This is a genomic window from Microcoleus sp. AT3-D2 (assembly GCF_036705715.1).
Classification (GTDB): domain Bacteria; phylum Cyanobacteriota; class Cyanobacteriia; order Cyanobacteriales; family Microcoleaceae; genus Microcoleus.
Genome location: NZ_JAUBVE010000104.1, coordinates 1 through 18,890, shown reverse-complemented (window position 1 = coordinate 18,890; position 18,890 = coordinate 1). Strand labels below are relative to the sequence as shown.

Annotated in this window: 21 protein-coding genes and 29 tRNA genes; 7 read left to right on the top strand and 43 right to left on the bottom strand. The window is 45.2% G+C overall.

All coding sequences use genetic code 11. The features are described 5' to 3' along the window. Positions 1 to 49 precede the first annotated feature (49 nt). Positions 50 to 832, bottom strand: a complete 783-nt coding sequence (locus tag QUB44_RS28300) for a hypothetical protein (RefSeq protein WP_333372669.1) — start codon at positions 830 to 832, stop codon at positions 50 to 52. 153 nt (positions 833 to 985) lie between these two features. On the opposite strand from QUB44_RS28300, the gene QUB44_RS28295 reads away from it, so the two are divergent. Further along, positions 986 to 1,378, top strand: coding sequence for a DUF4189 domain-containing protein (locus QUB44_RS28295; protein ID WP_333372667.1), 393 nt, complete (start codon positions 986 to 988; stop codon positions 1,376 to 1,378). A gap of 143 nt (positions 1,379 to 1,521) precedes the next feature. Here the strand turns inward: QUB44_RS28295 and QUB44_RS28290 are convergent, their stop codons facing one another. Continuing rightward, entirely contained in the window at positions 1,522 to 1,863 is a 342-nt protein-coding gene (locus tag QUB44_RS28290) for a hypothetical protein (protein ID WP_015174354.1), read from the bottom strand. A 440-nt stretch (positions 1,864 to 2,303) separates the two neighbouring features. Here QUB44_RS28290 and QUB44_RS28285 point away from each other — a divergent pair, with 440 nt between their 5' ends. After that, positions 2,304 to 2,558, top strand: coding sequence for a DUF433 domain-containing protein (locus QUB44_RS28285; protein WP_333372665.1), 255 nt, complete (start codon positions 2,304 to 2,306; stop codon positions 2,556 to 2,558). A 34-nt stretch (positions 2,559 to 2,592) separates the two neighbouring features. Here QUB44_RS28285 and QUB44_RS28280 read toward each other — a convergent pair whose 3' ends face one another. The 10 genes from QUB44_RS28280 to QUB44_RS28235 all read right to left on the bottom strand — a co-directional run bounded on the left by QUB44_RS28280 (position 2,593) and on the right by QUB44_RS28235 (position 8,635). Continuing rightward, positions 2,593 to 2,970, bottom strand: a complete 378-nt coding sequence (locus tag QUB44_RS28280) for a type II toxin-antitoxin system PemK/MazF family toxin (RefSeq protein WP_333168212.1) — start codon at positions 2,968 to 2,970, stop codon at positions 2,593 to 2,595. After that, positions 2,964 to 3,404, bottom strand: coding sequence for a type II toxin-antitoxin system prevent-host-death family antitoxin (locus QUB44_RS28275; RefSeq protein WP_333168210.1), 441 nt, complete (start codon positions 3,402 to 3,404; stop codon positions 2,964 to 2,966). The genes QUB44_RS28280 and QUB44_RS28275 overlap by 7 nt, the downstream gene beginning before the upstream one ends. A gap of 70 nt (positions 3,405 to 3,474) precedes the next feature. Continuing rightward, positions 3,475 to 4,914, bottom strand: a complete 1,440-nt coding sequence (locus QUB44_RS28270) for a hypothetical protein (protein ID WP_333372671.1) — start codon at positions 4,912 to 4,914, stop codon at positions 3,475 to 3,477. Between the two features lie 166 nt (positions 4,915 to 5,080). Further along, a complete protein-coding gene (locus QUB44_RS28265) occupies positions 5,081 to 5,563 on the bottom strand; it encodes a hypothetical protein (protein WP_333372663.1) in 483 nt (160 codons plus the stop codon). 130 nt (positions 5,564 to 5,693) lie between these two features. Next, positions 5,694 to 5,766 (bottom strand) — tRNA-Lys (locus QUB44_RS28260). Between the two features lie 215 nt (positions 5,767 to 5,981). Continuing rightward, the gene (locus tag QUB44_RS28255) at positions 5,982 to 6,182 is read right to left on the bottom strand and encodes a hypothetical protein (protein ID WP_333168205.1); all 201 of its coding nucleotides are present in this window, start codon (positions 6,180 to 6,182) and stop codon (positions 5,982 to 5,984) included. A 123-nt stretch (positions 6,183 to 6,305) separates the two neighbouring features. Beyond that, positions 6,306 to 6,506 (bottom strand): radical SAM protein, encoded by a 201-nt coding sequence (locus QUB44_RS28250; protein ID WP_333372661.1) that lies wholly within the window; start codon positions 6,504 to 6,506, stop codon positions 6,306 to 6,308. Positions 6,507 to 6,810: 304 nt separating this feature from the next. Further along, complete coding sequence (locus QUB44_RS28245) at positions 6,811 to 7,773, bottom strand: GNAT family N-acetyltransferase (protein WP_333372659.1); 963 nt, start codon at positions 7,771 to 7,773, stop codon at positions 6,811 to 6,813. A gap of 170 nt (positions 7,774 to 7,943) precedes the next feature. Beyond that, positions 7,944 to 8,017, bottom strand: a tRNA-Lys gene (locus tag QUB44_RS28240). Positions 8,018 to 8,092: 75 nt separating this feature from the next. Beyond that, complete coding sequence (locus tag QUB44_RS28235) at positions 8,093 to 8,635, bottom strand: Uma2 family endonuclease (protein ID WP_333372657.1); 543 nt, start codon at positions 8,633 to 8,635, stop codon at positions 8,093 to 8,095. Between the two features lie 388 nt (positions 8,636 to 9,023). Here QUB44_RS28235 and QUB44_RS28230 point away from each other — a divergent pair, with 388 nt between their 5' ends. Beyond that, positions 9,024 to 9,716: a hypothetical protein gene (locus QUB44_RS28230; protein ID WP_333372655.1), complete on the top strand. Its 693-nt coding sequence runs from the start codon at positions 9,024 to 9,026 to the stop codon at positions 9,714 to 9,716. Between the two features lie 118 nt (positions 9,717 to 9,834). Here QUB44_RS28230 and QUB44_RS28225 read toward each other — a convergent pair. Both QUB44_RS28225 and QUB44_RS28220 read right to left on the bottom strand, forming a co-directional pair. Beyond that, positions 9,835 to 9,906 (bottom strand) — tRNA-Lys (locus QUB44_RS28225). 101 nt (positions 9,907 to 10,007) lie between these two features. Further along, positions 10,008 to 10,580: a dihydrofolate reductase family protein gene (locus QUB44_RS28220; RefSeq protein ID WP_333372653.1), complete on the bottom strand. Its 573-nt coding sequence runs from the start codon at positions 10,578 to 10,580 to the stop codon at positions 10,008 to 10,010. A 235-nt stretch (positions 10,581 to 10,815) separates the two neighbouring features. Between QUB44_RS28220 and QUB44_RS28215 the strand changes: the two genes are divergently transcribed. Both QUB44_RS28215 and QUB44_RS28210 read left to right on the top strand, forming a co-directional pair. Then, positions 10,816 to 10,986 (top strand): hypothetical protein, encoded by a 171-nt coding sequence (locus QUB44_RS28215; RefSeq protein ID WP_333372652.1) that lies wholly within the window; start codon positions 10,816 to 10,818, stop codon positions 10,984 to 10,986. A gap of 71 nt (positions 10,987 to 11,057) precedes the next feature. Further along, positions 11,058 to 11,288, top strand: coding sequence for a hypothetical protein (locus QUB44_RS28210; protein ID WP_333372650.1), 231 nt, complete (start codon positions 11,058 to 11,060; stop codon positions 11,286 to 11,288). 415 nt (positions 11,289 to 11,703) lie between these two features. Here the strand turns inward: QUB44_RS28210 and QUB44_RS28205 are convergent, their stop codons facing one another. The 29 genes from QUB44_RS28205 to QUB44_RS28065 all read right to left on the bottom strand — a co-directional run bounded on the left by QUB44_RS28205 (position 11,704) and on the right by QUB44_RS28065 (position 16,826). Next, positions 11,704 to 12,270, bottom strand: coding sequence for a 3'-5' exonuclease (locus QUB44_RS28205; protein WP_333372648.1), 567 nt, complete (start codon positions 12,268 to 12,270; stop codon positions 11,704 to 11,706). Between the two features lie 145 nt (positions 12,271 to 12,415). After that, complete coding sequence (locus QUB44_RS28200; protein ID WP_333372646.1) at positions 12,416 to 12,586, bottom strand: hypothetical protein; 171 nt, start codon at positions 12,584 to 12,586, stop codon at positions 12,416 to 12,418. Positions 12,587 to 12,760: 174 nt separating this feature from the next. Beyond that, a tRNA-Ser gene (locus QUB44_RS28195) sits at positions 12,761 to 12,843 on the bottom strand. Between the two features lie 4 nt (positions 12,844 to 12,847). Further along, a tRNA-His gene (locus QUB44_RS28190) sits at positions 12,848 to 12,921 on the bottom strand. Positions 12,922 to 12,927: 6 nt separating this feature from the next. Next, positions 12,928 to 13,000 (bottom strand) — tRNA-Ala (locus tag QUB44_RS28185). A gap of 188 nt (positions 13,001 to 13,188) precedes the next feature. After that, a tRNA-Ala gene (locus QUB44_RS28180) sits at positions 13,189 to 13,265 on the bottom strand. A gap of 7 nt (positions 13,266 to 13,272) precedes the next feature. Then, positions 13,273 to 13,346, bottom strand: a tRNA-Arg gene (locus QUB44_RS28175). 336 nt (positions 13,347 to 13,682) lie between these two features. Further along, positions 13,683 to 13,755 (bottom strand) — tRNA-Arg (locus QUB44_RS28170). A gap of 82 nt (positions 13,756 to 13,837) precedes the next feature. Then, positions 13,838 to 13,909: transfer RNA gene (locus QUB44_RS28165), tRNA-Gly, on the bottom strand. A gap of 59 nt (positions 13,910 to 13,968) precedes the next feature. After that, positions 13,969 to 14,039 (bottom strand) — tRNA-Gly (locus tag QUB44_RS28160). 5 nt (positions 14,040 to 14,044) lie between these two features. Further along, positions 14,045 to 14,121: transfer RNA gene (locus QUB44_RS28155), tRNA-Thr, on the bottom strand. 6 nt (positions 14,122 to 14,127) lie between these two features. Continuing rightward, positions 14,128 to 14,199, bottom strand: a tRNA-Thr gene (locus QUB44_RS28150). A 95-nt stretch (positions 14,200 to 14,294) separates the two neighbouring features. Beyond that, a tRNA-Leu gene (locus QUB44_RS28145) sits at positions 14,295 to 14,368 on the bottom strand. Between the two features lie 131 nt (positions 14,369 to 14,499). Then, positions 14,500 to 14,572: transfer RNA gene (locus QUB44_RS28140), tRNA-Pro, on the bottom strand. 4 nt (positions 14,573 to 14,576) lie between these two features. After that, positions 14,577 to 14,657 (bottom strand) — tRNA-Leu (locus tag QUB44_RS28135). Between the two features lie 23 nt (positions 14,658 to 14,680). After that, a tRNA-Leu gene (locus tag QUB44_RS28130) sits at positions 14,681 to 14,757 on the bottom strand. A 29-nt stretch (positions 14,758 to 14,786) separates the two neighbouring features. Further along, a tRNA-Gln gene (locus QUB44_RS28125) sits at positions 14,787 to 14,860 on the bottom strand. Between the two features lie 35 nt (positions 14,861 to 14,895). After that, positions 14,896 to 15,582 (bottom strand): hypothetical protein, encoded by a 687-nt coding sequence (locus tag QUB44_RS28120; protein ID WP_333372644.1) that lies wholly within the window; start codon positions 15,580 to 15,582, stop codon positions 14,896 to 14,898. An 80-nt stretch (positions 15,583 to 15,662) separates the two neighbouring features. After that, positions 15,663 to 15,737, bottom strand: a tRNA-Asn gene (locus QUB44_RS28115). 6 nt (positions 15,738 to 15,743) lie between these two features. Next, positions 15,744 to 15,816: transfer RNA gene (locus QUB44_RS28110), tRNA-Phe, on the bottom strand. A 9-nt stretch (positions 15,817 to 15,825) separates the two neighbouring features. Further along, positions 15,826 to 15,910, bottom strand: a tRNA-Ser gene (locus tag QUB44_RS28105). 8 nt (positions 15,911 to 15,918) lie between these two features. Continuing rightward, a tRNA-Tyr gene (locus QUB44_RS28100) sits at positions 15,919 to 15,992 on the bottom strand. 34 nt (positions 15,993 to 16,026) lie between these two features. Then, positions 16,027 to 16,108: transfer RNA gene (locus tag QUB44_RS28095), tRNA-Tyr, on the bottom strand. Between the two features lie 4 nt (positions 16,109 to 16,112). Further along, positions 16,113 to 16,189, bottom strand: a tRNA-Glu gene (locus QUB44_RS28090). A 6-nt stretch (positions 16,190 to 16,195) separates the two neighbouring features. Next, a tRNA-Trp gene (locus QUB44_RS28085) sits at positions 16,196 to 16,270 on the bottom strand. 3 nt (positions 16,271 to 16,273) lie between these two features. Continuing rightward, positions 16,274 to 16,369: transfer RNA gene (locus QUB44_RS28080), tRNA-Ile, on the bottom strand. 102 nt (positions 16,370 to 16,471) lie between these two features. Next, positions 16,472 to 16,545: transfer RNA gene (locus QUB44_RS28075), tRNA-Cys, on the bottom strand. Next, a tRNA-Glu gene (locus tag QUB44_RS28070) sits at positions 16,546 to 16,620 on the bottom strand. 132 nt (positions 16,621 to 16,752) lie between these two features. Then, positions 16,753 to 16,826, bottom strand: a tRNA-Asp gene (locus tag QUB44_RS28065). Between the two features lie 383 nt (positions 16,827 to 17,209). Between QUB44_RS28065 and QUB44_RS28060 the strand changes: the two genes are divergently transcribed. Beyond that, entirely contained in the window at positions 17,210 to 17,872 is a 663-nt protein-coding gene (locus tag QUB44_RS28060) for a glutathione S-transferase family protein (protein ID WP_333372643.1), read from the top strand. An 87-nt stretch (positions 17,873 to 17,959) separates the two neighbouring features. Beyond that, the gene (locus QUB44_RS28055) at positions 17,960 to 18,784 is read left to right on the top strand and encodes a biotin--[acetyl-CoA-carboxylase] ligase (RefSeq protein ID WP_333372641.1); all 825 of its coding nucleotides are present in this window, start codon (positions 17,960 to 17,962) and stop codon (positions 18,782 to 18,784) included. Positions 18,785 to 18,890 lie beyond the last annotated feature (106 nt).

Below are 18,890 nucleotides of genomic sequence, written 5' to 3'. Positions count from 1 at the left end.
TTTTAAAAGTTTTTTTAGTTATTTAGTAATGCACAAATTTAGGTGTTTGTCAAATTAATTTAGATGCGTTTACCCTGGCACTCATAACTGTCAAGTCATTTTTGGCGATCGCAGAAGTGTGGTTTTCTCCCGTTCCGCTAGTCCATTCAACCAGCCAATAATTTTCGCGATCAAAAAAATCCCGCAATTCACCGCCGCCCATTTTCAACGCTCGCTGCAAGCGCTTTTCTTCCCGCACTTTTGGATATAAATCTTTAATATTTCGGGACACCAATTCGTAAACAGTTCGCATTTCCGGTGTCATCCCTTTAAAGCGAACTTCTTGAGGCAAAATCAACTTTTTTAAAGCTGCTTTTAACTCCTCAGAGGGCAGTGGATCGGCGCGCCTGTCAATCTCTTCAAACCACAAACAATGACCATCCCAGCGCGCAACAATCGGCTCAAACTGCGAACCTTCTGTTACTAAATGCACTGGTACGGGTTTCGCAACACCCGTGCGCTGTTTAGCATCCGATGCGTTAACAGGATAAGCCAGCCACGTTTGCCCTTGCAGCAGGCAAACCAAGTGCAAGCGAACGGGGAGGAGGAGTTGCAAATACTCTGCCACTTGCGGCAAACTCGGCTCCTCAATTACCGCAGCAATTTTCTCATTTACTGGCGCAAAAATAGCCCATCCTTCAAAGTTGCGTGGCTGCGGTTGAAAAGTATAAACCATTGAGCTAACCCTTGTCCGCACGCTCCCCCCGGGCACGCAAGGAGCCAGGAATTGGGTATCGAGTAAGTGCCCTTCTTTGGCCGCAAGTTGGCTGAGAATTCTGCGAATATCTGCCACTGAATTGACCTCCTTCATCTTACTTTTTGTTACCGAAGCAACTCTTAGTTTAAGAAAATATAAAGATTACTCAACACTATTGACAGGAATTAATTTCCTAATCTAATATTGAGCGAACCTCGCAACTTAACCTTGTAAATATCTTAAGTAAATATGCTGCAAAAGCTTTTTTCTAAGTGGGTTGTAGTCACAGCTTTGACACTTCCTCTTTTTGGCTCAGTCCAGGTAGCTAAAGCTCAGGATACCTATGGAGCTACTGCTTATTCTCCGACTTCTGACGCCACTGGTATTAGCTGGGATCATGCTACGGAGAAAGAAGCACTAAACGCAGCAGTAGCCGTCTGCAATGAACAAAGTGAAGGTGCTAACGATTGCGAACCCCTGACATCTAATAGTAATAATTGTGGAGCGATCGCAGTAGGCAAAGGAGGAGCTGGTGCGGGCTGGGGCGACGATCAAGCCGCAGCAGAAGCTCAAGCTCTCGCCGGTTGCAGCGAACTAGAGGGCGGCAGTTGTAAAGTGCAGCTTTCAGCTTGCAACAACTAATTAAACTGATAAAAATCGGTGGAAGAGGTGTATATGTTGGCTGCTAAAACAGCTTAAAAAATAGTAAATGTATGGTGTGCAATGCACACCATACCAAATACCACTCAGCTAAAATTAGGGTACCCAATGCACACCCTACGCAGTTAATCTCCTACTTCGGAAGTAACTGCATCTGGTGGCAGCAAACTTTCTAATCTATCTTTAGACCAATATTCAGTAGGGTAAGCGAGTGCAATAATATCAGAGAGTCGAATCAGCCACGTAACTTGTCCATAAGCATCGATATTTTCCGCCTGTTCGTTAGGGGGAACTATCACCAAAAGTTCCGCAAACTCCCCGAACAAATTAATCGGGATGCCGCCGAAACTGCTATTGTTTGTTTTAATCCAAACTTTACTGCCTCGATCGAGAGCTTCTTGGAGTCGCTGGCAGAGCAAACTGGATTTTTTGACCTGGGATTTTTTGGCTTTCGACTTTTTTCCCATAGTTTTAAGAAGTTAAAGTAGTTGTATTGTGGGTTGCACAGTGGGTTGCACAGTTCGTTAGACAGTGGGTTGAGATTTAGTGCGATCCTCTTCGAGGGCTTCGCTAACGCGGTTTGGTATTGAAACGGACTGAAGCAAAAAGGGCGATCGCCCCGTCGCTACCACATTACTCTAGTCTATAAGAAAGTGCTGTACTGCGATCGTAATAACAATTTAATGGCAAAATCGCAAAATGACACCTCTTCCAAAAAAATGCGACTCTAGCCAAGCTTCAAACCCTTAATTCATCAGTGATTCCCAATCTAAAATCTAAAATCTAAAATCTAAAATGGTATGACCTACGGTATCGTGTTACAAAGTCAGTCAACGATGCCCGTGTTTCTACTGTGTCCAAATGCAGTATAATCGGCGGAATCTTCCGAAATCGTTTAAGTAAAACAATGGACTGGCGAAAGCTCATTCATCCAAACCCGAAAGTTTCAACAAGTCAACCTGCAGCGCCAGAAACTCGATTGTCTGTAGAATTTTTGCTAGGGCTCTTTGCTGCGGGATGGACGGAACAGCAGGTGTTAGAAAAATATCCCGCACTGACTTCGGAAAAGTTGCGCGCTGCTTTAGCTGCTGCGGATTCTCAGTTAGTGTCATCCATCGCTAATCCAGAATTACAAGAAATTATCGCTCAAACTAAAGAATAATTGAAAATCGGGAAAAACTGGTCAAATTAAAACTTCAATTCTCCTCTTGCTCACTTGAATCTATTTCTCTTGGTTTAGTCACAAGTGCTAATCCTGCGAGAATCTGTCGGACTCGTTCCTGAGATAGTTGGCCAATTTTATCTGTCAACAAAGCCTTATCTACTGTAAAAACTTGAGACACATTCACTACGCTTTGTTCTGCTATATCGGCTTCTCCTGCTTCAAGCAATACATTACCTATCGCCCTCGCTCGTCTGAGATTAGTAGTCAATGCACAAACAATAACAGTTCTGATTAGAGAAATGTTCAGGACATCGTTTTGAATCACGACATAAGGACGAATATAGCCTGGTTCCGAACCTATCGGTTGTCCCAAATCTATCCAGTAGATATCCCCCTGACAAATTACCATTCTGTTTCTATGAATTGTCGCTGATGCTGACGCATTCCCTCTAGCATAGCTTGCTCTGACGAATCTAGTCCATCTGCATAAGCATCATTGATACTGTCTAGCAGTTGTCGAGCGCGATCGTTTTGTAAGCAGTCACTAGCGATCGCTACCTCACTTTCATCAAGCCCAGATTTTGGGCAAATTTCATCAAGCGTCTGAGGTTGAACAACTCTTGCTTTAGCTCTCTTTAATGCTGTCAACAAACGAGTTGCATTGGCAGGCGACCTCAGCAAATAAAGGGTTTCTAGCAAACTTTCTAATTCTGCCTCAGAAATCAAAACCGCATTTTTACCGTTAGGCCTATTAATAACTATTACTTCGCCAGTTTCAACAGCGCGATCGCAGAGATTTTCTAAATTTGCTTCAGCGTCAGTGTATGTAATCTCAGTTGACATACAATTCTAACTCCCACTAACTTTGCGAGCACAGCCCGCCAGCTTAACTGACGAGCCATGCCCAATTATATCACTTATCATCCCTCACCGGCAGGGAAGTATCCAGAATTTCCATCAACAATTCCAGTCGCGAAGGACGACTCAACATCGGCACTAAATTCGGCAAGGAGTAGTAATCACCCGCAAACGTAAAGGTTTCCACCGATACTTGTTTGTCCTTTAATTGCTTCTGGACATATTCGCACCAAGCACCAACTCGCACAATCACGACATCAGGAATTACCCCCAAACTGCGGCAGTAATTCTGATAAGCATCCGCGAAATAAGGTGCAGCGTTTTCGCCTTCATCTGTTACCATAATGAATTGCTCGACAACCTGCTTTTTAATTCGCATTGCTTCCACCGCGCAACCGCAACTTGTGCCGCCGCCACTGCGAATGTGCTTGAAAGCGCGTTCCCAGTCTGTCAATTCGCTGCCGTTTGCTTGCACTGGATACGGCATCGTGTCAAAGGCATAAACGAACAGTGCCGCCTCGGAAATGCCCGAAATCAAAGCAGCGAGACGCTTCCCGACTTCGATCGCACTTTCCATCGAACCAGACTTGTCAATCAACAAACCAGTCGCTTTAACAATCTTGCCGCGCTTCTTCACCTGTTCGTTTGTCACCGCTTCCAGCTTCGCCGCCGTTGCTGTGTCGAAGTTCGCGCCCGCGCCCGCAACACTCGCTTTGTAAGCAGAAACCCGATCGCACTTGGCCGCTTCATCCAGCTTCGAGTCAATCAACTGCTTGACTTCCGCGTGATCCATCGCGCCCCGCGACTGAATCGATTTCAAATTGTTGATGACTTCCTGCGGCGACATCGAGTTAATCAGCGCGGCCAAAACCGTTGGCGTTAGCTGTCTGATCGCACCAACTGCGATCGTATACGGAATCTTGTACTCAACAATCAAATTCGCCTGTTCCGCAGGTGTCGCCGCCTTTGCTAACTGCTTCAAAATGAATGCCAGAGAGTCTTCCGGCGGATTGTCTTTAAACAGAATAGCATTAGCGCGATCGCTCGGCTTGACGTGCAGCGTTGCGTACAAATGTTTCATCGCCTTGCGGTTGCGGATGGCGGCGCGATCGAAAAACTGTGCATTTTTTTCCCGCGATTTCAGATAGCGAGTGACAGCAGTGCGCGCGCTGCGGGGCACCTTATTCTGGTGCCGCTTCATAAAGTCCACAATCCGCGAAACCTCGTAGGGAGGGAACTCTTGCAGCATCATAAAACCGGCATCTCGGTGTTCCGTCAGCGCCGAAGTCAGCAAATTTCCGGCAAAAACTTCCTTGTGATCGCGCACGTCGCCGTGACGTTGATACCACACTGCTAAATGACCGTAAAAAATCGGATCTAATTCAACAATTAACTTGTGAATTTCTGCTACTTTTTCTAATTGGCGGTGAGGAGTTGTGAGTAGACTGTTGAGCATTTCCAAACGTAAATCGCGTTCTAATACATTCATATTCATTGCTGTCACCTAATATTTTGCACCTGTGCTTTCAGTCCGCCAGGGATTGAAATCCCTGGCTCAAAGCTGAAGTCCTCTTAAGAGGACTGAAATGCGTGTTTAAAAATGTATTTTCTGTGATTAAAAACCAACAAAAACAAATATCTTTAGTCCTCTTCAGAGGACTTTAGCTATTAGACAGGGATTGAAATCCCTGGCGGACTATTTCGGAGTCGAGTGACTTCAAATCTGGTTCAACCCAATTAATCCGAGCTTCCCAAGACATCAGGCGATCGCGGGTGTAATAGTGAAATGGTAAAGTGCGATCGGCATATTTGGCAATCAAACCGTTAGCCAAGTGTACGAGCGAGCGATTTTGGCTTTCATCGGCGAGATATCCCCGAATAGTTCGCACCCAAAACAGCGTTAATGTTTCGTGATACCCGCTATCTTTTGTGGTTTCAATTCCTTGAGCCGAGTTGTAACGTTTAATGCCATTGCGAATCGCATTTATCGCTTCTTGCTCCGAGTCATAACACAGATACCACAGGGCAACAGTTAAATGTGCTTCGTGCGTCCATTGACTTCGCGACAGGTTGCCTTCTTGGAAGGCATGAATCAGACTGTCTATCTCCTTGGGCGATCGGTAAATTGCCAGTCTTTTTCTCATGGCTAATACCCAATTTATTTTTGAGGACGGAAGTCTTCAATACAAACAGGATTACTTAATTATTATCCTGAATTAACAACAAGAGTTTATAGCGCCTAAAAGGTCACTTCGCGCAAGTCAAGAAAGCCGTTGGCACATACGCAGGAGTTGAACCCGCGACCAGTTCCTTAAAAGGGAATTGCTCTACCAATGAGCTAGTATGTAAGCTTCCTTTGTTGGGGCGCGAAGTGGAACTTTTCAGCGCCGGATAGATATAAAAAATTCAGCTATAAAAGGCAGCGCACAAGTCAGAGAAGCTTTTCTTTAGCCTCTCGGCAAGTAGGAATTGAACCTACAATTCGATTTTAAGTCGAACGTTTCCAGTTTGTAAGCTTCTTTAGTTGGGGTGCGCTGCCTAATACGTGCTTTCAGTGAATTTCTAGCCGTAAACAGCTTCTGGGCGGACAATTAAATCGCCGCTGGGACGGCGATCCAGAACGTAAGACTCGAAGCGAGAACCCTTGACATCAAAATGATTTGCCAGACGTTCCTTAATAGCATTATCGCTCATTCCTGCCGTGATACCCAGTTGGTTTTCCGCCAGATCGTAGGAACGTCCTTCAAAACGAATGTGAACCATTACCGATACCTCCTAGAGCAATTTTGGATTTTGGATTAGTAGCTTATCTGCTCTCGATTTTGGCTTTTTGTGAGAATTAGCAAATTGCCAGTATCGGTAAAGATTCACGAAATCGGATAATCTTTACTGAAAGAAGCGCCGTTCTAAATGATAAGCTTGTTTGATTTTGCGGATTTCCTCAGCCTTATTGGTTGATTCAAATCTGGCCGAACTTGTCTGTTCTGAATCCGCATCAAATTCGTTGAAATTAGACTGATTTCCTACAACATCTGACTCGGGTCGAGTCAGTTTGTAACCGAACAGTCTCGTATAAAGTAACAACATGACCATCGAGTCTATATTACAAGACTTTCAAATTGATGTTCGTTGAAATTTTGAGCAATATTTAGTTGTCAAGGTTCAGAATTGGCACGAAAAATACAGGTTTTTGCTTGTCCTGCGCTTTCCGTATTTATATACTACATTTATACTACATGCGTGTCAAGGGGGTAGCAAAAGTTTTTTAGATAAAACTTACACGAGTGGCGAGAAACCGGGTTTTTTCAGGAAAATATTTCGTTGCTACCAGCAGATCCGGTAAAAAACCGGGTTTCTAGGGTGGGAGTGCGATCGCCAACTGTAACATCGATTAAACATCCTTAACATAGGAAATGCTATCGCGAATATTGTGGAAGCCAGCAGACTGGTAAAGACGCAATGCACCTGATGAATTTTCAGCATCGACGCCGATAATAGCAGTAGCCACACCGGCAGCTTTCAGTCGATGCAAACCAGCGAGCAACATCGCTCGTCCCAATCCTATTTTGCGGAAGCCGCGCCGAGTGCCGAGACAAGCAATCCAGCCTTCATTGCGCCCGGTACGATCGCACTCTTGCACACTAATCTCGCAGTAACAAAAACTGACAAATGTGCCGTCATCAGCAACAGCAATCAAGTCTAAATCATTTCTGTAATTGGGTTTAGCTAACTCGTGCTTAAATTTATCCACCGTTAAATCGTGATGATTCCAGTGATCGATAAACGACTGGTTGAACATTTCTACCCAAGCAGCCGCATCCTGTTCGCCGGGGAACTGACGCAGCGCGAAACCTTCGGGGAAGTGCGGTTCTGGGATCTGTTCAGAGAGCGATCGCGCCATTCGGCAAAAATAGCGATCGACCTTAAAACCGCAACTTGTCAGCACAGAAATGCGATCGCAATCCTCAGCGCGCGCGTAGGTTCGCAGCTTCACGCGCGCGCCCCGCATCGCAGACACCTCGCGCATCCGCACTTCACCCCAGGCGATCGCGGCTGCTTCCACATCGCCTCCGCGCGCGTCGGGGTGAACGCGAAACCACAGCCAACCGTCAATTACTTCCCCTGGTTCAGAAACCGACAACTGAGCAAAACCGATTAATTTTCCCTCCGCATCTTCCCAAAGGCGGATATCGCGCGCTACATCTAGGGAGGGTGCGTTAAATTCTTGTTGCAATTCCGAGATGGAAGTGCCTTCATCAAGCCGATCGACTTCTTCGCAAGTATTGATTAAATGGGCGATCGCATCTAAATCGCGATCGCCCCCATAGCAGCGCGCCGAGAGATTTGCCATCATAGCTAATCACCATTTCCTGTTGTTATTCAGTTGAAAAATAGCTTGGGCGATCGCACTTTTATCGATCGGATAAGCCGATCGGTCGATCGGCATTAAAAATCCGACAACACAAACACCCCGACGCATCGAACCGCTACGAGTTTCGATAAATTTAGGTTCAAAATTTGGGATGGGAGTAGAAGGACTTGAACCTTCGACCTTGAGATTAAGAGTCACCTGCTCTAACCAACTGAGCTATACTCCCGCATCTAGGTCACTATAACACAACTGTTCTGAAAAATCAACTATTTCTGTAAAAAATTGTGGCGATCGATCCCAATCACCCGAAAAGTCTCTCAACGGATACGCGAATGTCGGGAAATGCCAGCGGTATAACCGTTCCAGCCTCGATCTTTTGCTCTGTAGCGTACTCGCCATTCTCAGGATAGCGAAACACGATCATTTGCTTAGCAGATAAATTTAAAACCCAATATTCTTGAATTTCTGCCTCGGCATAAATGGCGGCTTTCAACTCTAAATCCTTCTTCAAGCTAGTTTGAGCAACTTCTACAATCCAAAAGATATCTTGAGGTTCCGGATGACGATCGTTGTAAGCAGACTCCGGCAATCGCACGATCGCAATATCTGGTTCTGGTTCAGAGTCTGATAGCGTAATTGGCCCGTTGAAGCGGACATCAGCTTTACCTGCGAGTAGTTCTTCGAGGTATTTAGTACCTCGTTTGGTTGTGTTGTAATGAATTGGGGTTTCTGGACTCATCTGGCAAACTTCACCGGCTAGCAACTCCACACGGCGATCGCGTAGAATCCCTGCTTCAATCATGCGGTGATAGTCGCCCACAGACCATTTAGCTAGCGTTTTCATTGCAGAATCGACGCATTTTCTTAAAAGAACAACTTTATTTTACACGATCGCCCTTATTCAATACCTAATTAAAGTACGATCGCGAAGCCTGTTCGCAGGACAATCGCGCTGACCAACTTCACCGACATCTTCACTATCTCGCCCTGCATGACTATTTCAATTGGGGTAAATACAGGATTGACTTGTGTAAAAAATCAAGATATAGTCAAAGGGCGAGGAACTATATACTTTTCAAACTAATCGCCTTATGAAAAACAAGTTCGTTGCACTATTAGATAGGTTAGAATGCTTTTTAATAGCAGCGATTGACATTACATTCCTCACATCGATAGGCAATTATTTGAACTATCGTGAAGCGACACTTGGTGAGTGGTTTTACTTGTGAATAATGACAGCTCTGGCGCTATATCTTCTGGGTCTATACACCATTGCTGTGGTGGATCGACAACTTTCAGAACAAGAAATGGAAATTGAGCCGTTGTTTCTGGTTTTCGGTTGCATCATCGGTTTGGTGAGCGGCTACTTAGTTGCCTATTTCTACTCATCTTTCTACTCATCAATGCCGACTTTGCTACACAAGTTGCCGGGGTTATTTTGGGGTTTACTTTTTCCGTTTTTGCTATCTCTTTTAGGAATTTGTATTGCTGGGAGATTTAAGCGGAGTAAATCGACAAGCAATCTAATTGTTTCATTGTTGAGAATTTTAATTCCGTCTGCGATCGCTTTAACATTTATATTGGTTAACAACAACGGTTTTCCTGGTGTAGCAGCCCCTGCGGAAGTTAGACAGCAATGGGCGTCCAAAGAATTTTGGAATTATGCCGGAGTTGTGAATTCAATTAAAAGCTGTCAGCCCATCATCAAGCGAGTAGGCAGCGTAAAATTTGTGGCACCTACCCAAGGTCAAAACGATGTTTTTTATGATCCTGGTAGTTCAGGTCATTCCGGGGAATTTACGCTAGAAGTAGTTGGCGAGAAAGGTATAGGTGTCGCTAATTTTGACTTTCGTATCGGTACTTTCGTCTCAAATGTTCGATTTACTTATCAGAAAAGAACAGAGGAACTATCCTGCGCGAAATAGAAGAAATCCAACTATTTCAGAATTTGGGAGACGACGCCCGCACCGACACTACGATCGCCCCTCGCGAATGGCTAAACGCATATTTAACCCTGTAGCTTCTACCTTGAGCATTTAAAAATGGGTGATATAGGAGTTGAACCTATCTGGTACCGGTTAAAAGCCGGGTGCATCACCGCTCTGCCAACCACCCTTAAAAATCCAGCTTTTGTGTAAGTGCTATAAAATCATTTTGTAGTAAGGACTTCACTCGTTTCTTGCCCGCAGCAATTCCAACGAATAAAGTCCCGATTGCTAATGCTTCACTCGATAATGAAGCAACATGAAACCGTTGCTATAGATTTTGCGATCGGCAAGTTCCAAATTTGTCGGAGCAAGTGCACGGGAAAAAAGAGGAATTCCCGATCCGATAACTACCGGATTCAACTTCACAATCATCTCGTCAATCTCAGAAAAAAGAGTGGCCGCTAAAGCGCCACCACCGCAGAGCCAGATGTCTTTACCCGTTTCTTTTTTCAATTCCTTCACCACTGCGATAGGATTGTCCGAAACAAGTTCAATATTCTCATCAGGACTGACTTCCATAGTGCGCGAAAAAACATACTGCTTCAAGGTAGGATAAGGGTTAGTTACACCAACATTTAGCCCTACCTCATAGGTTTTCCGTCCCATCAAAACCGCATCAAACTGCTTGTTCTCTGCACGAATACCTCGTGCTTCCTGAAAGTGAGCCGGAAAAGTTTCAGGAAAGGAATCGAACAAATCGGCGAAATGCTCTCCTGACATCGAAAAACAATCAAATGAGCCATCTTCGCGAGCAATAAAACCGTCAACTGTACAAGCCACGTAATATTTTAATTTTCGCATATTTCACCTTTTTTATTAAGTTGTTTGGTTACTGCTTGCTTCTGAATGTAACTAATATATCCAATCGCTCCCTTGGTTAGAGATTTGCGATCGACCTTTTTACTTGTTAGCGCACAGTTTCGCAGCAGCAGCCATTTTATCGCGCTGCGCCCGCATCCCTACAGACGATCGCAGCAAGGTGCGATCGGTACTCCGAAAGAGATAAGCTAGTCTCAATTAAACATAACTGCTTGAAATGGCTGAACAAGAGGAAGCTTCCAAAACAATAAAAGTCACAATGCCCAACCGAATTCATCAAAAGCTGAAGAAGCTGTCTGACGAGTCAGGAATATCTATGTCTAAACTGATGCTCCTGGCAACTATCAACGAATATAAGCTGATCGACGATAAACTTACCCCTGACTAACCCCATTTAGTACCCTTTCTTTCCCCATTATGCTATCTTTCAGGAAAATAGTCAACCCTGGAGGTGTGCTTGTGACTCAAAATGAACTCGAAGCCCTTGTCGATGAACTCGGCTTAGTGTCAGTCGTCAGCCTGCTGGCAAATATCTGCCACAACAAAGCCCGACAAACCTTGTGCCTGAAGGGACAAGGGGCTACTCCTTATACCGCTTGGAACAGCAACGGCTTCTTGCTGAAGCAGTTGATGACCAGACTGCGGCCAATCGGCAGCTACGATCGCGATTTAGACCTCAAGAACAACTGAGGTTCTGAGGTTCAACCCGTGCAAGTGCGTAAAGCATTGGTTTTAGTCGGTTAACAGCCGAGTATGTATGCTTTAACTGTTAGGGCACGGGTTGAAACTCTTCGATTTGGACTTGAACCTTGAATGGAGAGGACGGGACTCGAACCCGCATCAATCGACAGCAACTTTCAGGAAACGCGCTTCCTTACTGCCCGCAAGCAGACGGGAACTGCCCCCATCTCGGACTGTTAGTTCCTTTCAGTGCCTCCGCAACCTATTGCCCGTTTGCGTTTTCAGGGAACGTCGCGAAGCAACTTTTTACCCTACTCAACCAACCCGATCGTCCTTTTAGGAGCCGCTTTTCCAAAGTTTTTACGGTGCCATTCCACTTAGGCGACCTCCCCATAATTTTGCTCGCTGTATGTACGATCGCAAATCAGGACAACTGTTTTCGCTCCAAAATGTAAGGCAACAGTTTGGCGATATTTCTCGCATCATCAATGCCTCGGTGATGAGTTCCTTCTAGCGGTAAACCCGCGAGTGTCAGAGCTTTTGCCATCCCATGACGTTTTCGCAAACCTTGCTTGTCCGAAAACAATTGTTTGAGATTGACATGAGGATAAGCAATGGGAAAAGGTACTTTGTGAAAGTTGCTGTCTTGTTGAAATTGTTTGCGATCGAAATCGCCCCAAGAACCAAATACACCATTTGGGTAACCAGACAGCCAGTTTTTCAGAAGTGCGATCGCTTCCGGGTAAGTCGGAGCTCGATCGACTTGTGCTTGAGAAATAGATGTTAGCGATTGGCAGAATTCTGTCAGGATAGGATGGCGAATAGGTTTGATGAAGCTTTGAAATTCATCAACAATACTTAGAGATTCTGAATGCACCATAACCGCTCCTATTTCGATAATTTCCATTTCCTCTTTTCTGATATTTCCGCGATCGCAGCAAGTTGCTTCAAGGTCAAGCACCAGATAATAATTGTAATCCTGTAAATTCATATAAATTAAACCTCACATAATATATTTCTGACTCGGGCGATCGCACCAAAGAAACCGGGTTTTTTAAGAAAAAATGCGTTACAGCCCGCAGATTCAGTAAAAAACCCGGTTTCTGAGCCCCAGGCGTAAGCCCTATATTGATGACTTACGCATATTCTTCAAAACCCGGAGGTGTTTCATCAAAATCATCCGCAACGTAAGTAAAAATTCCTTGACCACAGCCAAATTGACGAGGTTTGAGAACAGCAGTCTTTTCGGGTGACTTTTCTTTCAGTTTTTGGATTTCGTTTAAAAGTTGAATATCCTTTATTAACAAAATTTACTGAATCAATTCTAATTTGAGAACTTGAATGCTCATGGCTTCTATGTTGAATAACTAGCAAATCTAGACTTATTATAAACCAATCCATCCACCGAGGAGGTACTGCCCCTCCTATCGCCGCGTTATCAGCACGGTGTCTCGCTTTTCGACTTCCGGTGGTTAATTAAAAGGAAGATGAAGGAATCGAACCCTTACAGTTACCTGTACCCCAGTTTTCAAGACTGGTTGCCAACCATTTAGCGGCATCTTCCAAGGGGTGTCTGACGGGAATTGAACCCGCTATTACTGGCTCCACAAACCAGCGCCGCTACCACTTTGGCTTCAGACACCACAAGTGGAGTCAAGGAGAATCGAACTCCTAACCTCTTGCGTGCAAAGCAAGCGCTCTACCAATTGAGCTATGACCCCGTGTAAAAAATTCACCTCTGGAGTAAATCTAAAATCTAAAATCTAAAATCTAAAATCGAATGACCCTGCGTCAAAGATTCACCTCTGGAGTAAATCTAAAATCTAAAATCTAAAATCGAATGACCCCGCGTCAAAGATTCACCTGTGGAGTAAATCTAAAATCTAAAATCTAAAATCTAAAATTGGTGTGGTGGATTGCGATCGGATTTGAACCGATATCTTTCTAACAGCCAGTTAGATGCTTTACCAATTAAGCTACGAACCCCAGGGAGCAGGAGCGGTAGGACTTGAACCCACAACATTCGAGGTAGAAGCTCGACACTCTATCCAGTTGAGTTACACTCCCGTATTTTTTGTTGATTTGTGCGATTCCCTACGGGATAGCTGCGCTTCACGCACTTTAACGTGCAAGTTATCAGAGCATTGCGTTTTCTCAGTTACTAGAGGGACTCTGCCGATGAGTTATTACACACTCTTTAAAGGAGGGCTACCTTTAAGCCAACCTGCCGGGTTCATCGCACTCCTCGTTCTCAAACGCCCGCTGATTTTGACAGCGTTACCTTTCCTCTCGTACTAAAGTATGTAGGCTCCAAAGATTGGGACACGCAAAAGTGCGATCGCTCTTACTATAAAAAATTATCCATTCAATGGAATCAACCTCCTTAAATTCAAGCAAAAACAACGAGAGTGGCAGGACTCGAACCCACAACATCCGCGTCCGAAGCGCGGCGCTCTATCTATTGAGCTACACTCCCATAAATTGGTAGTTCTGAGAGGAGATTACCCCGCGTCTGCTTGTAAGGCAGATGGTCTACCATCGAAGCTCAGGACTACAAAAGCGGATGATGGGACTCGAACCCATGCGCTGAGAATGGCATACTCAGATGCTAGCCGTTACATCACACCCGCAAATGGATTTTAGATTTTAAATTTGAGATTTTGGATTGAAAAAACCTCTCGTTTAGCCAAGCGGATAACGAGGCTCGAACTCGTGCCTAAAGTTTGGAAGACTCGAATGCTACCGTTACACCATATCCGCAATTGTGGGGCTGGTGATAGGAATTGAACCTACAACCGACTGATTACAAATCAGTTGCTCTGCCTAATTGAGCTACACCAGCGCGCCAAGCAGATGGCGAGATTTGAATTCGCAAGAAAGCTTTACAAGAGCTTCATGTTGCCAGTTACATTACACCTGCATTTTTGGTGGCGGGGGCAGGAGTTGAACCTGCTATTAAGAGGCTTATGAGACCTCCAAGCCTACCCAGGCTACTTCACCCGCAATGTCACCAAATACCCCTGACTGGCATCGAACCAGCACTAACTAGATCCTAAATCTAGCGCCTCTACCGATTGGGCTACAGGGGCAAAACCGATTTGACATTTGAGATTTTAGATTTTAGATTTAATAAAACCTCATACCCCTGACAGGCCTCGAACCTGCAAAAAACACTCGTTCTGAGCGAGTGATGTTTTCCAATTACATCACAGGGGTAAAGTCGGGATGGTTGGATTTGAACCAACGACTCCATGCTCCCAAAGCATGGCTTCTGGCCGCTGAATTACATCCCGTTCATGCTCCTAGTGAGACTCGAACTCACACTCAAAATAAAACAGATTTTAAGTCTGCCGCATCTGCCAATTCCGCCACAGGAGCAAGTAGAAACGTAGTTGACAATTTGGTACTCCTGGTGAGATTTGAACTCACACAACACAAATTTTGAAATTGCGGCCTCTGCCAATTGGGCTACAGGAGTGTAATTGATCTGCTTTGGTAATAGCAGAACTGGGAAGGCAGGGATCGAACCTACATTTTGCCGCTTTCAAAGAGCGGTGCCATACCGATTAGGCGACTTCCCAATAACATTTACTCAACTTACTAAATATTTAGATATTTAATATTTTTTATTTCGCTGCCAATATCCTCTTGGCGGTTTCTGAATTCCATAAGTCTTACACCATTTTTCTATTGCCTTGCCACTGACACCAAACTCTTTTGCTAAGCAAGCGGTTGGTTTTTCCCAAAGCATTTTTTCTAGCTCTTCTTTAGAGGGACGCTCAACTTTTCTGGCTTTCATATGAGGAACTCTTTTGTTCTGGTGAGCTATGTAATTATTTGCTTCCTGCTCTCTGCGTTTACTTCCATAATTTTCAGTTTGTCTGTGACAGTTAGGGCAAATAAATCTCAGATTCTCTTGCCTATTATCTTGCCAATTCCCATTGATGTGATCGAAGTCTAAAACTAACTTCTCTCCTAGCCATTCACTTTGCACCAAACATTTATTGTTTTCACATTTATACTCTCTCCCAATCTCCATTAATGCTCTTCTAAGTTGGAATGTTGGTGCTCTTTGATTGCGCGAACTTAGAACCAAAATTTCTTGGCAAGGCTTTTTGGGATTAAGCCCTTTCAAACTTTGATCGGATTGTTTAAAGTGAGAGGTATCAATACCCAACTCTTTAATCCGCTTAGTTATGTGACCATGACTTCCACCACCTGCTATACCAAGTTGCCTTAAAACCCCACTGATAGAAAATGAATGTTTAACAGCTTCTTCCAAGATTTCTTTGGTGTATTTCATGAAAAGTGTAGAACTCAAGTAATTATTATTATAAATGAGTTCGGCACCATGCTTTACCAACTTTTTAACGTTGTGTAAAATGGCTGCCCCAGTAGGACTCGAACCTACAACCTAGCGGTTAACAACCGCTTGCTCTACCATTGAGCTATAAGGCAACGCAATCCCCCAAGTCAGTATCGAACTGACGACCTCTTGTTCTTCAGACAAGCGCTCTACCAACTGAGCTATCGGGGGAAATTTCAACGGAGAGGACAGGATTTGAACCTGCGTCGGTTTTATCCGATTCTGTTTAGCAAACAGGTGCCTTAAGCCTCTCGGCCACCTCTCCTCAGCGAGCGAGAACGGAGGGATTTGAACCCTCAATCTTCAGTTTTATTAACTGAGATGTTATCCGGCTACACCACGTTCTCAAAATTGCAACTGCAGATTAAATGCAGTTACAAATGGGTCGGGCTGGAATTGAACCAGCAACGCTTTAAGCTACTGTTTTACAGACAGCTACCCACGCCAATAGGAGGGCCGACCCAGTTTGGAAGTGCTGACGGGAGTTGAACCCGCAATCACTTGGGTGAAAACCAAGCGGCTTAAACCATTTGCCTACAGCACTATAAATTGGCACAGGAACTGAGATTTGAACTCAGAATGCTGGTTTTGGAGACCAGAGTGTTGCCAGTTACACTATCCCTGCTTGTGGTCGCAGCGGCGGGATTTGTAGCTTGCTTCCGCGAAGCGGTACCTGCATTGACCAAGGTATGAACTTGGCGCTTTACGATTAAGCTACGCTGCAATGTCACTTTCGCTTTGTTCCTTTTCAAAGTTAAAAAATTCAATCAAAAGACTGTTAGTTTAATCTTTTAATTTCTAATTTTTAATTTCTGATGAGGAACAGAGGTTAGGGCGGGATTTGAACCCGCGCAATTCGGTTTTGCAGACCGACGCCTTCAACCACTCGGCCACCTAACCTGGGAGTCCCGACGAGGTTTGCACTCGCAATCTTCTCCTTGAGGGGGAGACGGCTTGACTTTTGCCTACGGGACTTTGACCCCCGCCGAAAAACGGATACTTGCTTTCCGACAGGAGGTGTGGATTTTAGACCAAAGTTCCAATTCCCAGATTCTTCTCCTGTGGAGTAAATCTAAAATCTAATATCTAAAATCTAAAATCGACTGACGGGAGTAACGAGACTTGAACTCGCAACCTTTCGCTCGACAGGCGACTGCTCTGACCGGTTGAGCTATACCCCCGCAAAAATGAACAATATTCTGTCCTTGAATTACTGAATGTGGGACGGGGTGGCGGTTGATTCCGCGTACTACAACCCGATCGGGCTATTGTTGCCGGAGTCTACACCGCCGATGTCCACAATTATGTGACACGATTAACTTCCTATTCGGTTTTCAAGGTTCATATTGCTCGTGGGGCAAGGTTTTGAAGCTCTTTCCCCTTCGCCATACATTTATACTACATTGCATAATACAAGACTGTCAAGGGGGTAATACAACTTTTTTTTAAATTGGGTTTTTTAAAGGGGTGTCGATCGCTCCCACCAACCCTCTGCGTACCCCAAAACCCTTAAAAGTCAAGACTTTTTGCTAATAAACTGATGTTGTTGCGTAAGGTAAATCTGATGCTAAAACTGTACTACACTCCAATTTCTCTGAATTCTCGCCGTGTGTGGGTGGCACTTCTGGAAAAACAGATTGCGTTTGAGCCTCTAGCACTTAATCTCGACGGCGACCAATTTAAGCCGGATTTTCTGGCAATTAACCCGTTCCACCGCATACCGGTTTTAGTGGATGGAGATTTGACTTTGGTGGAATCTCTGGCAATTCTCGATTATCTGGAGGCGAAATACCCCACGCCTGCACTGCTACCGACAGAGGCGAAAGCGTTGGGAATTGTACGGATGGTGGAAATGGTGACGTTAAATGAACTGTTGCCGGCAATGTTTCCATTAACACGTCAGATGCTGAGTGTAGCGGGAGACACTGCACAGAAGTTGGAACAGTCAAAACAGCAGATAGTAACGGTACTAAGGTATTTTGAGGGCTTGCTGGCGGACGATCGCACTTATTTTTTTGGGGAACAGTTTACTTTCGCCGAAGTGGTGGCGGGGACTGCGGTGCCTTCGCTGGGGATGTTTGGCATATCTTTTGATGAGTATCCGAAGTTGCAGCAGTGGGCCGATCGACTTGCAGGGCGATCGAGTTGGCAGCAAACCGAGGTATCTCAAGCAGAAATTGTGGCCAAAATCCCAATTATTAAGGATTTACTGGTAGCAAGGCTTTAACAGAAATGCCGATAGCCCAAACTCGCACAAAAGATTAATCGCCCTGCGATAATCAGCTTTTGGATATCAAATACTACAAATCAAACCTTGTCTGAATTGCCCTTAACTCCCGTGCCCGCATCCACAGAACCCGATCGCCCAAACCTCCCTCACTGGCTACACTCCTTGGATAGCTGTCCGAGTACCAACAGTTGGGCGATCGCCCGCGCGGCCCAACTCCACCACGGAGATGCAGTATTTACTAGGCGACAAACCAGCGGGCGCGGCCAACACGGGCGCACCTGGCACGCCCCAACCGGTGTCTTGACAGTTAGTTTTGTACTCGACAACCTCAACCCCACTCTGTTGCCGGGACTCAGTTTAGCAGCGGGTTTAGCCGTGATTTACGCGATCGAAGATTTGGTTCCCGACTGTCGCGATATGCTGCGCCTGAAATGGCCAAACGATGTCTGGATCGATCGCCAGAAATTAGCGGGAATTCTCTGCGAAGCCACTTCGGGCAATGCTTTGAGCAAAACTCGCGCCGTTGTGGGAATTGGACTCAACCGCTGCGTAGATTTCGCGGCTGCGGGATTGGATGAAAGGGATCTCGGCAATGCGGTAAGCTTGCATTCTATTGCTAGTACAGTACCAGATGAACTGTGTTTGCTCGATCGACTGCGGCACTATTTACTCGAACTAGCCGATATGTTTTCTACCACAGACAAGCCAGCCTCCAAGTCCGGTTTAGCGCTACTTTTACCGGAATTGCGCCGCCGCGATGCGTTGATTGGCTGCCCGGTGGCGATCGAACTTGCGTCGGAAACCATCTGCGGAGAAGCCGCCGGCATTGACGGAAGCGGCCGCTTGCTAATATGCTTGGCGGGCGATCGAATACAACCCTTTACCTCCGGGCGAGTTCGATTAATTTAAGAGGAAGAAGGAAGTTCGGCAACGGATTGTATAACCCACATTCCGCAGATATTCAAGCAGATTTAATTTCAAAGGAATTCATAATTGCCAAAACCTCAAATGATTG

What these genes read in the sequence shown, in the direction of transcription:
- QUB44_RS28215 (WP_333372652.1), top strand. Translation starts at nt 10,816, where the DNA reads ATGGCTGAACAAGAGGAAGCTTCCAAAACAATAAAAGTCACAATGCCC.
- QUB44_RS28280 (WP_333168212.1), bottom strand. Translation starts at nt 2,970, where the DNA reads ATGGTAATTTGTCAGGGGGATATCTACTGGATAGATTTGGGACAACCG.
- QUB44_RS28275 (WP_333168210.1), bottom strand. Translation starts at nt 3,404, where the DNA reads ATGTCAACTGAGATTACATACACTGACGCTGAAGCAAATTTAGAAAAT.
- QUB44_RS28120 (WP_333372644.1), bottom strand. Translation starts at nt 15,582, where the DNA reads ATGAAATACACCAAAGAAATCTTGGAAGAAGCTGTTAAACATTCATTT.
- QUB44_RS28235 (WP_333372657.1), bottom strand. Translation starts at nt 8,635, where the DNA reads ATGAAAACGCTAGCTAAATGGTCTGTGGGCGACTATCACCGCATGATT.
- QUB44_RS28290 (WP_015174354.1), bottom strand. Translation starts at nt 1,863, where the DNA reads ATGGGAAAAAAGTCGAAAGCCAAAAAATCCCAGGTCAAAAAATCCAGT.
- QUB44_RS28265 (WP_333372663.1), bottom strand. Translation starts at nt 5,563, where the DNA reads ATGAGAAAAAGACTGGCAATTTACCGATCGCCCAAGGAGATAGACAGT.
- QUB44_RS28270 (WP_333372671.1), bottom strand. Translation starts at nt 4,914, where the DNA reads ATGAATATGAATGTATTAGAACGCGATTTACGTTTGGAAATGCTCAAC.
- QUB44_RS28285 (WP_333372665.1), top strand. Translation starts at nt 2,304, where the DNA reads ATGGACTGGCGAAAGCTCATTCATCCAAACCCGAAAGTTTCAACAAGT.
- QUB44_RS28205 (WP_333372648.1), bottom strand. Translation starts at nt 12,270, where the DNA reads ATGAATTTACAGGATTACAATTATTATCTGGTGCTTGACCTTGAAGCA.
- QUB44_RS28230 (WP_333372655.1), top strand. Translation starts at nt 9,024, where the DNA reads ATGACAGCTCTGGCGCTATATCTTCTGGGTCTATACACCATTGCTGTG.
- QUB44_RS28295 (WP_333372667.1), top strand. Translation starts at nt 986, where the DNA reads ATGCTGCAAAAGCTTTTTTCTAAGTGGGTTGTAGTCACAGCTTTGACA.
- QUB44_RS28250 (WP_333372661.1), bottom strand. Translation starts at nt 6,506, where the DNA reads ATGTTGTTACTTTATACGAGACTGTTCGGTTACAAACTGACTCGACCC.
- QUB44_RS28060 (WP_333372643.1), top strand. Translation starts at nt 17,210, where the DNA reads ATGCTAAAACTGTACTACACTCCAATTTCTCTGAATTCTCGCCGTGTG.
- QUB44_RS28220 (WP_333372653.1), bottom strand. Translation starts at nt 10,580, where the DNA reads ATGCGAAAATTAAAATATTACGTGGCTTGTACAGTTGACGGTTTTATT.
- QUB44_RS28245 (WP_333372659.1), bottom strand. Translation starts at nt 7,773, where the DNA reads ATGATGGCAAATCTCTCGGCGCGCTGCTATGGGGGCGATCGCGATTTA.
- QUB44_RS28255 (WP_333168205.1), bottom strand. Translation starts at nt 6,182, where the DNA reads ATGGTTCACATTCGTTTTGAAGGACGTTCCTACGATCTGGCGGAAAAC.